The organism is Streptomyces sp. NBC_00212, assembly GCF_045206365.1.
Lineage (GTDB): Bacteria > Actinomycetota > Actinomycetes > Streptomycetales > Streptomycetaceae > Streptomyces.
Genome location: NZ_CP108115.1, coordinates 7,429,677 through 7,444,910, shown reverse-complemented (window position 1 = coordinate 7,444,910; position 15,234 = coordinate 7,429,677). Strand labels below are relative to the sequence as shown.

Genomic DNA, 15,234 nt, shown 5'->3' with positions numbered 1-15,234 from the left:
ACATCCGCCCGGCCGGACCGTACCGCCCCAGGAATGCCAGGCATGACAGCCGAGTTGGGGCGGATGCGAACAGCCGACCATTGACAGGTTCGGCGGCGCTGATCAATCATCGCGGTCAGACCAGACCGGCCGACGGTGCGAGTGCGGCCCTCGATCGCATGCCCCGACGGCGGCGGGAACTTCCCCCTCAGCTCCCCTGCGCCGGGCTACGCCTTTCCCGACCCGCCGCATCACCCTGACCGAAATTCAGCAACCCCTGCGATCCCCCGCGCCCCCTTGAACAAGCCTCCCGCAGAGGGGAAGAACCGCTGTGCCCGCGAACCGAACGACCTCCCATTCCCTTACCGAGCAGCCGCCTTCGGAGCCGAAGCAGAACACCCGGAACCAGAACGCCCACCACGCGCCGAACGCGCGGAATTCACAGAACTCGGCAGTAACAAAGACGGACCGCGCCGCACCGCTGGTCCCGTCCTTCGCGCAGCAGAGGCTGTGGTTCCTGTCGCAATTGCGGGGCGCGAGCGAGGCGTACCACATGCCGCTCGCGCTGATGCTCCAAGGCGCCCTGGACCAAGGGGTGTTGGGCCGCGCGCTCGACGCGCTCGTCGCCCGGCACGAAGTGCTGCGGACCCGCCTGGTATCGGTGGCGGGCGAGGCCTTCCAGCGAGTCGACCCGCCCGAATCGGGCTTCGCCCTGCGGCGCCACGACCTCACTGGCCTGCCCGACGCGGACGAACGGCTTACCGCGCTTCAACGCGAGGAAGCGGCCGCCCCCTTCGACCTGGAGCGGGGACCTCTGATCCGGGGGCTCCTGGTCACCCTGGGACCACACAGACACGCCTTACTCCTGACGATGCATCACATCGGTTCGGACGGCTGGTCCATGGGCGTGTTCACCCGTGAACTCGGGGCGCTGTACGCCGCGTTCACCCGGGGCGACCCCGATCCGCTGCCACCGCTCCACGTGCAGTACGCGGACTATGCCGCCTGGCAGCGCCGACTGTTGTCCGAGGGCGCACTGGCCGTGCAGGCCGGCTATTGGCAGGAGGCCCTGAAGGGCGCTCCCGCGCTGCTGGAACTTCCCGTCGACCGACCGCGTCCGGCAGAGCAGAACTACATCGGCGGACAGGTTCGGATCGCCTTCGGCGAGGAATTGACCGCCGCACTCACCGCTTTCAGCCGACGTCACCGCAGCACTCTGTTCATGACCGTGCTGACTGGCTGGGCCCTGGTTCTCTCCCGGCTTTCCGGACAACGCGACCTGGTGATAGGCACGCCCGTCGCCAACCGCCGCCGCGTCGAACTCGAAGGCCTCATGGGCTTCTTCGTCAACACTCTTGCTCTGCGCATCGACCTTTCCGGCGCCCCTTCGATCGCCGAGCTGCTCAGCCGCGTACGCGGTGTGGCACTCTCGGCCCTCAAGCACCAGGATCTGCCGTTCGAGCAGGTCGTCGAACTCGTCAATCCGCCCCGCACACTCGCCCACACTCCCCTCTTCCAGACCATGTTCGCCTGGCAGAACAATGAAGAAGGCGAGTTGAAGCTGCCGGGTATCGACGTGGCTCGACTGGATTCTCCGTCCACCGCCGCGAAATTCGACCTGGCGCTGTCCTTGGGAGAAGAGGACGGGCGGGTGGTCGGCACGCTGGATTACGCCGAGGCGCTCTTCGACGCCGAAACCGCCGAACGTTATGCCCGTCATTTGAAGCGTGTTCTTGAGCAGATGGTCGAGGCCCCCGAGCGGGAAGCGGCCACGCTGTCCCTGCTCGACGAGCGGGAGCGCCGACGACTCGTCGTGGACTGGAACGACACGGCCCGTCCAGTGTCCCGGACAAGTCTGATCGAACGCTTCGAGGACCAAGTACGGCTCAGACCCGGGCAGTTGGCCGTGCGGAGCGGCGGCGAGCGGCTCGACTACGCGAGCCTCGACCGGCGCGCCAACCGGCTGGCACACGCGCTGATCGCCCGTGGTGTCCGTACGGATCAGCTGATCGGCCTGCACACCGGGCGCTCGGCCGAGCTGGTGGTGGGCGTCCTCGGGATCCTCAAGGCCGGCGCCGCCTACCTGCCGCTCGACCCGGGGCTGCCCGCCGGACGCCTGGCCCACCTGGTCGCCGACGCCGCCCCGGCCCTGGTGCTGAGCGACGCGTCGGCGCCCCCGGACGGCTGGCAGTCGCTGCCCGCGGTCGAAGCCGAAGGCCTCGGCGACGTCGCGCCTCGCGTCCCGGTCGCCCCGGACGACCTCGCGTACGTCATGTACACCTCGGGCTCGACCGGCAGACCCAAGGGCGTCGCGGTGACGCACGGCAACGTTGTCAACCTCTTCGGCCACTGGCTGGACCGGATGGGCGCCGCCCCCGGCGAAGCGGCATCCATGTGGTCGAGCATCGGCTTCGACGCCTCGGTGCACGAGATCCTGCTGCCGCTGACCACCGGGGCCGCCCTGCACCTGGTGCCCGAGGAGCTGCGCGGCGATCCCGCGGCGCTCATGGACTGGCTGCGCACCCACCGCGTCACGCAGGCTTTCCTGCCGCCCGCCTTCGTCAAGTGGATCGACGAGGATCCGGAGCACCGGCTCGCCGGCCTCGCGCTGCGCCGGCTCCTGACCGGCGTCGAGTCGCTGCCCGAGCGGGCCCTGCACCGCATGACGCAGGTGCTGCCGGGGCTGCGCGTCCTGTACGGGTACGGGCCGACCGAGGCCACGCTCTACAGCACCGCCTACTTCGACCCGCAGCCCCTGGCCCGGCAGTGCCCCATCGGCAAACCGCTGGCGAACACCCGGGTGTACCTGCTCGACGAGCACCTCGAACCGGTGCCGATCGGCGTGCCGGGCGAGCTCTACATCGGCGGCGCAGGTCTGGCCCGCGGCTATCTCGGCCGGCCCGACCTGACCGACGAGCGCTTCCGGCCGGACCCCTTCGTCCCCGGAGCGCGCGTCTACCGCACGGGCGACCTGGCGCGCTGGCTGCCGGACGGCAACGCCGAGTACGTCGGCCGCGGCGACGAGCAGCTCAAGCTGCGCGGCTTCCGCATCGAACCGGCCGAGATCGAGACCGCGCTGCTTGAAGAGCCCGGCGTGTACGAGGCCGCCGTGTTCGCCGACCGGGTCGCGACGGGCGAACAGCGCCTGGTCGCCGCCGTCGGCCGCAGCGGGGGCGAGCCGCGCCTGCTCTCCGAATGGCGCGCCGCCCTGTCGCGACGGCTCCCTGACTACATGATCCCGGCGCTCTTCATCGAACTGCCCCGGCTGCCGCAGACCCCGAACGGCAAGCTCGACCGCACGGCCCTGCTCGAACTCGCCCACGCCGGCGGCCCCACCCAGGTCAATGGGGCGAGCCCGCGCGACCACATCGAGCTGACGCTCTATCAGATATGGCAACGCCTGCTGCTACAGACCGAGATCGGAATCGGTGACAACTTCTTTGACATCGGCGGGAGTTCGATCTCCGCGATCAAGCTGGCGCACGCGATCCGCGAGGCGTTCGGCGAGACCCTGCCGGTACGCGACATCCTCCAGCACCCCACCATCGAGGCGCTCGGCGGACGGCTGCGCGAGGGCGTCACGGGTCCGCCGCCGAGCAACCTGATCGAGTTCCGCGCGGGCGACGGCGCCGGGCGGGTGGTCTGCGTCCATCCGGCGGGCGGCACCGCCTTCTGCTACCTCTCGCTGGCCAAGTCGCTGCCGGGCTCGTACGGCGCGTACGGAATCCAGTCACCCGGGGTCAACCCGGGCGAAGCCTTCCTGCCCACGGTCGAGGCGATGGCCGAGGAGTATCTCCGCCTCATCGAGCCCCTCACCGACGGGCCGCTCGTCCTGACCGGCCTCTCCTACGGCGGTCTGATCGCCCACGAGATGGGCCGCCGACTCGCGCTCGCCGGGCACACCGAGCTGAGCGTCGTCCTGCTCGACACGCAGGCCACGGACGATCCGGTGGCGCAGGCGCTGGTGGAACCCGTGGAGATGGCCGAGTTCCGCGACAAGCTCGTCAAGTTCAACGGCATGTACCCCGGCATCGAGGACCGCCAGATCGACCAGTACTTCCACCTCTACAACCACAACCGACTGTCCGCCCGCGACCACCGGCCCGCGCCGACCACCGCACGCCTGGTACTCGCCCAAGCCCTGGGCGGCACTCAGGATCCCCAATCGCCCTCCCGAGTACGGGAGTTCTGGGCGAGCCGCACGCGGGGCGGCCTCGTCGTGGAGCCGCTGGACTGCGACCACTGGGAGGTCCTGGAGCACCCCGCGCTGCCCCGAGTGGCAGCGCTCATCGACGCCGAGCTGGTGCGACTGCGTACCGGCGGCACGGCGCCCCAACCCCCCTCTGCCACACGGCAGTCCGCCTCGGCCAGCGCCCAGGAGTCATGATGGCAGCCAGACCGGACGACGCCCCGTCCGCCTCCCTGAGCCTCGCTGAAAGCGTGCTCGCACAGGCGCGCCGCACCCCGGACGCGGTCGCCGTCGTCGATGGCGAGCGGTCCCTCACCTACGCGGAGCTCGACACCGCGAGCGCGTCCCTCGCGCGGGCCCTCCACCGTCGCGGGCTGCGACCGGGCCAGGCCGTGGCCGTGTGCCTGCCGCGCTCCTGGCAGCTGGTCTGCGTCATGCTCGGCATCCGGCGGCTCGGCGCGGTGGTGGTACCCCTCGACGCACAGAGCCCGCCGGAGCGCCGCAACCACATCCTCGCCGATTCCGCGAGCGTGGCGGTGATTCACGGCGGTGGACCGCAACTTCCCAATGGTGTGCGTCAGTTGAGCGTCGACGCTCTGCTGGACGAGAGCGACGGACGCAGACCCGATGGTCTGCCGCACGATCCGGTGCCGGAGTCGCTCTGCCCCTCCTTCCTCTTCTACACCTCCGGCACCACCGGCCGCCCCAAGGGCGTCGAGGTGCGAGACGCCGGGATCCTTCGCCTCGCACGCCCCGGCTACATCGAGCTCGGCGCCGACGCGCGCTACGCCTGCCTCTCCAACCCCGCCTTCGACGCGCTGAGTTTCGAGGTGTGGGTCCCGCTCCTGACCGGCGGCCGCTGTGTGATCCTCGACGACGAGACCTGCCAGACGCCGCACCTTCTCGCGGCAGCCCTTGAGGCACAGGCCATCGACACGGCGTTCATCACCGTCGCGCTGTTCAACGCGGTGGTCGACCGGATGCCGCACTGCTTCGCCGGGGTGGGCCAGGTCCTGGTGGGCGGCGAGCAGCTCAACGCGGGGCTGATCCGGCGCTGGTACCGCGACAACGCCGAAAGCACGACCCGGCTCTACAACGTGTACGGCCCCACCGAGTCCACCACCTTCGCCCTCATCCACCCGATCCCCCGCGACTTCCACGACCAGGTGGTGCCGATCGGGCGCGCCCTGCCCGGCACATCCGCGGTGGCGGTGATCGACGGAACCAGACCGGCGGAGCCCGGCCAGGTGGCCGAACTCCTGCTGTCCGGGGAGGGGTTGGCCGTCGGATACCGCAACCTTCCCGACGAGACCGCCCGCCGTTTCGTCCGGCTGCCGTGGCTCGGCGGCGTCCGCCACTACCGCACCGGCGATCTGGTGCGCCCGCACGCCGACGGCAGCTTCAGCTATGTGGGACGTGCCGACCGGCAGGTCAAGGTGCGCGGCTTCCGCATCGAACCCGGCGAGCTGGAACGGCGGATCGTCGCCCACCCCGCCGTACGCCGGGCCTACGTCTGCACCCGCCGCGACGCCGACCACGGCGCGAACGAGCTCCTCGCCTATGTGGTGCTCGGAGCCGACCTGTCGTACGCCGAGTTCACCCGACACCTCGCCGACGGGCTGCCCTCCTATATGCGACCGCACCGGGTCCATCTGGTGGACGAGCTGCCCCTCAACGCCAACGGCAAGGTCGACCAGGCGGCACTTCTGTCCGCCGGGACCCCGCCCTGGCGCGCCGAGACAGCACCGGTCCCGGCAACTCCCCATCAACAAGCGGTACTTGACATTGCTTCGCGCATCCTCGACGTGCCCGGGCTGCGGCTCGGCGACAGCTGGATCGCCAACGGCGGGGACTCCCTCAAGGCGCTGCGCCTTCGCTTCGAGATCCGGCACCGGTGGGGCTGCGAACTGCCCCCGTCCGTGGTTCTGCGAGGCGACTTCGCGCAACTGGCCGCCGCGATCAGCCCGGGCCGCCCGCAGGAGTCGCCCTATCCGGTGCCCGCCGCTCCCGCGGGTGCGCGTTCGGCTCCGGCCACCTCCGAGCAGCAGCGGCTCTGGCTGCTGCACCAGCGGGACCCAGGCTCCACCGCGTACAACGTCGGCCTCGCCTTCCGTCTGGAGGGCGTGCTCGACACCGCCGCGCTACGGAGGGCACTGCGCCGGCTCGTGGCCCGCCATCCCGCTCTGCGCACCGCCTTCGCGCCCACGCCCGAGGGGCTGACGCAGCAGGTCTTGGAGGAGTACGACCCGTGGCTGGAGCCGGATGTCGGCGCGGCCCCCGACTGGCGCGCCTTCGCCGACCAGCTCTTCTCCACCGCGTTCGACCTGTCGGATCCGCGCCTCGTGCGGGCGTGCCTGCTGCCGGAGGGCGACGGCCGTGTCCTGCTGCTCCAGCTGCACCACATCGCGGTCGACGGCTGGTCGCTCAATGTGCTCTTCCGCGAGCTGTCGGCCGACTACGCGGCCGCGCTGACCGGGGAGCCGATGCCGAACGAGGAGGCTCCCCCCACACCGCTCGACTACGCCGTCTGGCAATCCGACTGGTTCGCGAGCCCCTCCTACGCAGCCCAACGCGACGCAATGGCAAGGCAGTTCACCGGCGACGGTCCGAAGGACGCGCCGCTGGAACCACTGCGCCCCCACTCCGTCGGCCGACTGCTGCACTCCTCGCTCGATCCCGGGCGTCGCGCCACCCTCGACCGGCTGAGCGCCGAGCTGGGGCTCACGCGTTTCCAGATCCTGCTCAGCGTCTTCTCGTGGAGCCTGTACGGGGTGACGGGGAGCACTCGCCCGAGGATCGCGGGGCCGGTGGCCAACAGGCCGGTGCGGGAGTTCGAGGCCAGTGTGGGCATGTTCGCCAACACCGTTCTCCTGCCCGCCAGTTCGGCGCCGCGTGAAACCCTGCGCCAGCAGCTCACACGGCAGGCCGCCGACATTCAGGCCGTGCTCGACCGGCAGGACGTGGCGCTCGCCGACGTCCTGGCCGACCGTGGCGCACGCCCCGACGACCCGCCCTTCGACTTCATGTTCGTACTCGAAAACACGGACTTCGGCGCGCTGGCACTGCCCGGCTGCGAGACCCGACCGCAGTGGCTCGCCCCGGCCGATGCCAAGTGTCCCCTGACCCTGTCCGTGATCGAGCACGAGAGCGGCCTCGACTGCCTGTGGGAGTACGCCGACGACCACTTCGAGGCGGCCGAAGTGCGCGCGATGGACGAGCTGTTGGGGCGCGGCCTCGACGCTCTGGCCGCCGATTGCGGCGATCCGACCTTGGCGGAATTGGTGGCCCCCTACCGGCGCGGCCTGCCGGACCCCGGCACCGGCCCCACGACACCCCTCCCCGTCACCACCATCGCCGAGGGCTTCGCCCGCCAGGCCCGGCTCGCACCCGACGCGACCGCTCTCGTCACCGGCGAACGCACCGTCAGTTATCTCCAACTCGACGTATATGCGGCCGCGTTGGCGTCTCAGTTGCAGGCCCGGTTCCCCCTGCCCCCGCCGTCCAGCAGTGTCGCGCTGTACTTCGAGCCGTCGGTCGAGCACGTCGTCGCGCTGCTCGCGCTCGCGCGGCTCAACCTCACCATCGTGCCCCTCGACCCGGCCTATCCCCCGGCGCTGCTGCGGCAGGTCCTCGACCAGGTGCGGCCGCTGTGCGTCCTGGTCGCGCCGGCCGGCGAGGCCGCCGTCGACGCGATCGCGCCCGCCGGACTCCTGCGGCACGCCGTCACGCTGTCGACCGCTCCGGCTGCCGCGCTGCCGTTGCACGACGGGGTCCGGCCGCTGTACACCCTGTTCACCTCGGGGTCCACCGGCACGCCCAAGGGCGTCCAGGTGCCCGACCGCACCCTGTGCAACCTGCTGCACTGGCAGAGCGAGGCGGGCGGGCTCGCCGGGGGCGCCGTCACGCAGCAGTTCTCCATGCTGTCCTTCGATGTGTCGTTCCAGGAGGTCTTCACCACCCTGTGCGGCGGCGGCACCCTGCACCTGGTCCGGCCGGGCCTGCGGCAGGACGCGCCGGCTCTGCTGCACCAGCTCGACTCGGCCGGTGTCGAGCGGATCTTCCTGCCCTATGTCGCCCTGCAACTCCTCGCCGAACACGGCGTCCGGCTCGGTCAGTACCCGTCGCGGCTCCGTGAAGTGGTCACCGCCGGTGAGCAGTTGCTGTGCACCGACGCCATCCGCCGATGGTTCGCCGGGATGCCCGGCGCGCGGCTCTTCAACCACTACGGGCCGACCGAGACGCATGTGGTCAGCAGCCTGTGCCTCGACGGCGACCCCGAGCAGTGGCCGGCCCGTCCCGCCATCGGCCGTCCCGTGGCCGGGGCCCGGCTGCGCGTGGTGGACGAGCACGACGAGGCCGTGCCGCCCGGCGCGCCCGGCCGTCTCCTCATCGGCGGACCGATGGCCGCGCCCTGCTACCTGGGCGACCCGGCGCTCAACGAGTCCCGCTTCGTCGAGCTGCCGGGCCTCGGCCGCTTCTACCGCAGCGGCGACCTGGCCCGCTTCGACCGCCGGGGCCTGCTCCACTACCTGGGCCGCGACGACCAGCAGATCAAACTCAGCGGGCACCGCCTTGAGCTGGGCCAGATCGAGTCGGCGCTCCTTCGCCATCCGGGCATCGTCAACGCGGTGGTGGTGCACGACGGCGAACGCCTCGTGGCCTGCTTGCAGTGCCGGGGCGAAGCGCCCACGCCGGAGAGCCTCGCGAGCCATGTGGCGTCGCTGCTCCCTCCGTACGTACGCATCGACCGCTTTCGGCGACTCGACGCGCTGCCGCTGACGCCGAGCGGAAAGCTCGACCGGCGTACGGCCCTGTCCGCGCCCGGCGAGGAGCTGCGCCCGCGCGCCGCCTCGGCACCTGCCCGGTCGGCGCGCGAGGCGCGGCTCAGCGAGCTGTTCCAGGAGGTGACGGGCAGGCCGGTCGGTCCCGAGCAGCGGTTCTTCGAAGCGGGCGCGTCCAGCCTGGACCTGATGCGCTTCCAGCTGCGCTGCACCGCCGAGCCCGGCCCGCAGTTCACCATCCCCGACCTGTTCGAGCACGTGACCATACGGAGCCTTGCGGGCTTCCTCGACGGGCGCGCGGGAGCCGCCGCGCCGGGCCTGCGCGAGGTGACGCAGCGCTCCGACCGTACGGGCCCGGCCGACGAACCCGTCGCCGTCGTCGGCATGACGGTGCGACTGCCCGGCGCCGAACACCTCGGCGCCTTCTGGGAGTTGGTGACGTCGGGCGGGCGCGGCATCGAGCACTTCGACGCCGCCGAGGGGCTGGTCGGAGCCCGCAGCCAGATGGCGGGGCTGCTTGATTTCGATCCGGAGCACTTCGGCATCAGCCCTCACGACGCCCGCCTGATGGATCCGCAGCAGCGGCACCTCCTGATGAGCTCCGTGCAGGCGCTGGCCCACGCCGGGATCGCCGATCCGGGCGAGCGGCGCATCGGAATCGTCGCGGGCTGCGGCGAGAACACGTACTTCCAGTCCCTGCTCCGCGAGGCCGATCCCGAGCGGCTGCCCGACGGATTCCAGCTGGCCCTGCACCACGACAAGGACTTCCTCGCGACCAAGGTGGCCTACCACCTCGACCTGTCGGGCCCGGCCTTCACCGTGCAAGCGGCCTGCGCGAGTTCACTCGTCGCGGTGCACGTCGCCGCCGGTCTGCTGCGCCAGGGCGAGGCCGAACTCATGCTGGCGGGCGGCGTGTTGGTCGACACGCTGCTCAGCGACGGCTACACCTACCGGCCGCAGCACATCTTCTCCCCCGACGGCCACTGCCGCCCGTTCAGCGACGACGCCGGCGGCACCGTCGGCGCGAGCGGGGTCGGCGTCGTGGTGCTGAAACCGCTGCGGCTCGCGCGGCGCGACGGCGACACGGTGTACGCGGTGATCACCGGCTCGGCGCTCAACAACGACGGTGCGGGGAAGCTGAGTTACAGCGCACCCTCGCTCGCGGGGCAGCGCGGGGTGATCCGTGACGCGCTGCGCCGCAGCGGCCGCACCGGCGCCGACCTCGGCTACGTCGAGGCGCACGGCACCGGCACCCGGCTCGGCGACCCGGTCGAGGTCGGCGCGTTGCGCCAGGCGTACGACCTCGATCCCGCCGAGGGGGCCCACTGCGCGCTCTCGTCGGTGAAGAGCCAGATCGGGCATCTGGGCGCGGCGGCGGGCGTGGTGGGCCTCGTGCGGGCCGCGCTCGCGGTCCACCACGGCGTGATCCCGCCGACCGCCGACTTCCGGCGGATCAATCCGCGGATCGGCGCCGAGGCCGCCCCGTTCCACATCCCGACGGAGGCCCGGCCCTGGCCCGCCGACCGGCCCCGCGTGGCGGCGGTGAGCAGCTTCGGCATCGGCGGCACCAATGCGCATCTGATCCTCGAACACGCCGAACGGACAAGGGAGTTGAGCACTGCCGAACATGATGCCCTCCTCCTCTCCGGCCGCAGTGAGGCGGCGCTGCGCATCGATGCCGAGCGCATCGCCGACTACCTTCGATCCCGGCCCGAGGCCTACCGGCAGGTGCTGCGCCACCTTCAGGCCGGGCGGCCGACGCATCGGTACCGGGCGGGGGCTGTGTGCGCGGACGCGGCCGCCGCGGTGGCCTGGCTGCGAACGGCCGCCGGGGTCGACCCGGTGCCGAGCGGACGGACCCGCCGGGCCGAGGAATCGGCGCCCGCGGAACTGGTGGCCGCCTGGCTCGGCGGTGACGCCCTCGCGTGGCCGTCCGGGCCGGCCCAGGCGCCCTGGGACTTCCCGCCGCCCGCCTTCGATCTGGCCGAGTACGACTTCCCCCGGGCGGCGTCCGAGCCCGGGCCGCAGCAGCCTCGGGCGGCGGCCGAGCCCGCGCCCTGGCCGCAGCGGTTGCCCGAGGACGCGTGGCTGCACCAGCCGCACTGGGTGCGACGCGGCCGCGCGGTACCCGCGCCAGGGACACCCGGGCTGCTCGTGGTGGTGACCGCCGGCCCGCTGGCGGCCGAGGCGCTGCGCGGCCTGAATACCGGCGGTGGCCGGGTCGTACGGGTCGAGGCGGCCGGTGCGTTCGCGCGGCTGGCCGACGACCGCTTCGGCGTCGACCCGACCGACCCGGTGTCGCTGCGCCGGCTGCTCGACGCGCTGCCGGACGCCGGCGGGGAGCGTATCGACTGGCTGCACGCGCTGCCGCTGGCCGTCGACGGGGAGGTCGGCGCGGACACGATGGAGCGCGCCCGCCGGGCCTGCCTCGACGCGCCCGCCGCCCTCCTCCAGGCACTGGCGGGCTTCCCCGGTGCCGAACGCGTGCGGCTCTGGTGGCTCTCGCACCAGGCCCAGCCCGTCGAACAGGACGTACAGCGACCGGAGTTGGGGCTGCTCGCCGGGGCGTGCGAGGTGGGGCCACAGGAGTACGGGGTGGACTGCCGCTGGCTCGATCTGCCGAACGGCGATCTCGCCGAGTGGGCGGCGCTGCTTGTGGCGGTGCTCGCCGAGGACCGGGCTGCACTGCCGCGACGGCTGGCGCTGCGGCAGGGCTACTGGTGGCAGCAGGCGCTCCTGGGGGTGACCGCCACCGAGACGCCCCCCGCGCCGTTGGCGGCCCACGGAGTCCACCTCGTCCTCGGCGGCACCGGGGGCATCGGCGCGGGCATCGCGGCCTGGCTGCTTTCGCAGTCCGACGGCCGGGTGATCCTGCTGGCCCGGCGGCCCCGGCTGCCCGCCGACCTCGCACCGTGGGCGGACCGCGTCGAGCTGATCGCCGCCGACCTCGCCGAGGAGGACACCCGGACGATCCTGGCCCGCATCGACCGGCTCGGCCATCGCCTCGACGGGGTGGTCCATGCGGCGGGTGTACCGGGCGGCGGTCTCATCGGCGGGCGGGACGGCGCCGCGATGCGGGCCGCCACCGCGGCCAAGCTGGGTGGCGCGCTCCTCGTCGAGCGGCTGATCGCGCGGCACCGGCCGCGCTTCGCGGCGTACTGCTCGTCGATGTCGGCCCTGCTCGGCGGTGTCGGCCAGTTCGACTACGCGGCGGCGAACGGCCTCCTCGACGGCTTCGCACGCCATCGGGGCGACGCCTCGGAGAGCACCGTACGGATCGGCATCGGCTGGGACATCTGGAACGAGGTCGGCATGGCGCGGGGCGCGCTGGCCACCGACCGGCGGCATCAGGCCCACCTCGCGGTCGGCCTGACCCTGAAGGAGGGACAGCGCCTCTTCGCCCGGGCCCTGCGCCTCCAGCTCCCCCAACTCCTCATATCCACCACGGCAGTTGAGGAAGCTCGGGCGTTCTATGAGGCGCCCGCCGACGAAGCCCCGACAGGGGCAACCGCGTCCATCGCCGAGTTGCTCGCAGACTGGCTGCGCGAGTGGCTGGGCCTGGACGATCTCGATCCGGAGGTCTCCCTCTACGACTACGGCGCCGACTCCCTCACCATGCTCGACCTGATCGGCAAGGTGAAGCGGCACTGCGGGATCGACCTCGAACTGTCCCAACTCACCCATGAAGCGAGCCTGTCCGAGATCCTCGGCCTGCTCGACCAGGACGAGCCGGGCGGCGACCCGGTGCCGGTGGAGGTCTGGCAGCACGGCACCGGACGCGAGGTGGTGTGTCTGGTGCATCCGGTCGGCGGCGACATCCAGGCCTACCGGGCGCTGGTCTCCGCGCTGGATCCGCGCTTCACCGTCTGCCTGATCGCGGACCCGGCGCTGCGCGCGGCCGACCCGGCGCCCTGGTCCCTCGCCGACCGGGCCCGGCACTACCACGCCGCCCTCCAGGCCCGCTTCCCGCACGGCCCCTGGCGCTGGCGGCTCGCGGGCTGGTCCTTCGGCGCCTGGGTCGCGCACGCGATGGCCGCCGAGGCGGAGGCTGCCGGGCGGCCCGTCGCGGGGCTCTGCCTGCTCGACCCGCCGCCGCCCGACGCCGGCCCGCGCTTCGCGGCGTACGACGGCAGCCAACTGGAGGCGGTCTTCGCCCACGAGCTGGGCCAGGGCGGCACCGGAGCTCCCGCGAGCGAGGAGACGCTGACGTACGCCGAGCGGCTCGCGCGCTGCTGCCGGGCCAATCTGGCGAGCATGGCGCGGCACGAACTGCCGCCCCTGCCCACCACCCCGACCCGGCTGCGGCTGGCGAGCAGACCGGTGCCCGGCCTCCCGGAACTAGGCGCCATCGACCACCAACTGGCCCTGTGGCACGACCAGTTGGCGAACCTCGGCGACTACGAGTGTCTCGACACCACCCACTACGGCCTCATGAGGCCGCCGCATGTGCGAGCCATCGCGCACACGATCAACGCAGAGCCTCCGCCCTCACTCCCTCCCCTGCCCCCTTTGTCCAGTTTGTCTACTTCGTCCGACGAGTCGAGGCCCACCCCATGAACCCGTACTCTTCGCTGCCTGCCCGCTCGTTCTGGCGCACCGCCGTCGCCGAGCCGGACCCGCTGGACATCGACGGGCTGTGGAGCCCGAAGTTCGCCGTGGGCCAGGACGACGTCGTCCTCACCGCCGGGTCGTGCTTCGCCCGGCACATCGGGCGCGCCCTGGTCGAGCGGGGCATGAACTGGCGCGAGGCGGAGCCCGCGCCGCCGGGGCTCAGCGAGACCGAACGACAGGCCCGGCACTACGGGGTGTTCTCGTTCCGCACGGGCCATGTCTACACCGCCGCGATGCTGCGGCAGTGGCTCAGCTGGGCGTACGGCGAGACCGAGGCGCCCGAGGGGGTCTGGCACGAGGACGGCCGCTTCTTCGACGCGTTCCGGCCGAGCGTCGAACCCAACGGTCACGCCTCCGCCGACGAGGTGCTTTCGGCGCGCGGGGCGACGCTCGCCGCGATCCGTGCCGCCGTCGCCGAGGCGAGCTGTCTCGTCTTCACGCTCGGCCTGACCGAGGCATGGCGGGACCGCATACACGGCACGGTCCATCCAGTGTGCCCCGGCACCATACGCGGCACGTTCGACCCCGAACAGCATGTGTTCCACAACTACACCTTCGCCCAGGTCCACCATGATCTGGCTGCGGCGATCGGGCTGGCCCGCGCCGCCAATCCGGGGTTGCGCGTCCTGCTCACCGTGTCACCCGTGCCGCTGACGGCGACGGCCACCGGCGGCCACGCGCTCACCGCGACGACGTACTCCAAGTCGGTACTGCGGGCCGTGGCCGGACAGCTGGCCGAGGAGTGCGCGTACGTCGACTACTTCCCGGCGTACGAGATCGTCACCGGCTTCCCGTTCAAGGCGGCCTTCTTCGAGCCGAACCTGCGCACCGTCACCCCCGGGGGCGTCGCCTTCGTCATGGGCCGCTTCTTCGACGCGCTCGCCCGGCGCCCCAGCGAGCCCCGCCCGGGCCGCGCCGCCCGGCCCCGAGCGGGAGAGGACCTCTGGTGCGATGACGCCGTACTCGACTACTACAGTCCCCGATAGGCCACCAACTCCCTTCAGATTCCTCCTACTTGGCGATTCCCACGCCGGGCCGGTCGGCCGAGCCGCCAAGGGTGCCGGAATCCCCTTCCAGGGCGGTCCGATCGGTGCCGGGCGGGAGTTCAACGCGGAGTTCTTCGACGTGCGCGGGGACGATGTCGTCTTCCGCAAGGCGGAGGCGGACGCGCTCTACCGCAGGTTCCTGGCCGGGCTGGGTGTCACCGGCCTCGGCCGTATCGGGATCCCGCTGGTGTGCACCTTCGGGTTCAGCGCGCACTTCCTCGCGACCACCGAGAACTGGCGGATCTACCGGGTCCCCGGCGGCGGCTTCCCTGCGGGCTTCCTGGCGAGCGGACTCTTCGACGCCGTCGTCCGCGCCACGGTGCGCGACGCGCTCGCCTTCTACGGCCATGCGCGCTCCCTGGGTCTCACGGTCCTCGCGGTGATGCCTCCGCAGCGCGTCCCCGGCCTGTCCGACCCGGCCGTCTTCATGGCGGCCCAGGAAACCGTCCGCCGGGCTCTCGTCGAGCTCGGCGTGGACATCGTGGACCTGCGGTCTCGCGTCGCGGACGAACAGGGGGTGCAGCGGGCCGAGTTCTGCGAGCCCGACGACACCATCCACGGCAACCTCGCCTTCGGCCGGCTGATCCTGGCGGATCTGCTTGCGCGGGGGCTTTGAACGACGCCCCCA

At 72.0% G+C, this 15,234-nt stretch carries 4 protein-coding genes; all 4 read left to right on the top strand.

The genetic code is table 11. The features are described 5' to 3' along the window. The first annotated feature begins 310 nt into the window (after positions 1-310). The 4 genes from OHA17_RS33920 to OHA17_RS33905 are packed head-to-tail and all read left to right on the top strand — an operon-like array spanning position 311 to position 15,222. Positions 311-4,366: a non-ribosomal peptide synthetase gene (locus OHA17_RS33920; RefSeq protein ID WP_406509657.1), complete on the top strand. Its 4,056-nt coding sequence runs from the start codon at positions 311-313 to the stop codon at positions 4,364-4,366. Further along, the gene (locus tag OHA17_RS33915) at positions 4,366-13,506 is read left to right on the top strand and encodes an amino acid adenylation domain-containing protein (RefSeq protein ID WP_406509656.1); all 9,141 of its coding nucleotides are present in this window, start codon (positions 4,366-4,368) and stop codon (positions 13,504-13,506) included. The genes OHA17_RS33920 and OHA17_RS33915 overlap by 1 nt, the downstream gene beginning before the upstream one ends. After that, complete coding sequence (locus tag OHA17_RS33910) at positions 13,503-14,546, top strand: GSCFA domain-containing protein (protein WP_406509655.1); 1,044 nt, start codon at positions 13,503-13,505, stop codon at positions 14,544-14,546. The genes OHA17_RS33915 and OHA17_RS33910 overlap by 4 nt, the downstream gene beginning before the upstream one ends. Beyond that, positions 14,512-15,222: a hypothetical protein gene (locus OHA17_RS33905; RefSeq protein ID WP_406509654.1), complete on the top strand. Its 711-nt coding sequence runs from the start codon at positions 14,512-14,514 to the stop codon at positions 15,220-15,222. Before OHA17_RS33910 ends, OHA17_RS33905 begins: the two co-directional genes overlap by 35 nt. Positions 15,223-15,234: the final 12 nt, after the last annotated feature.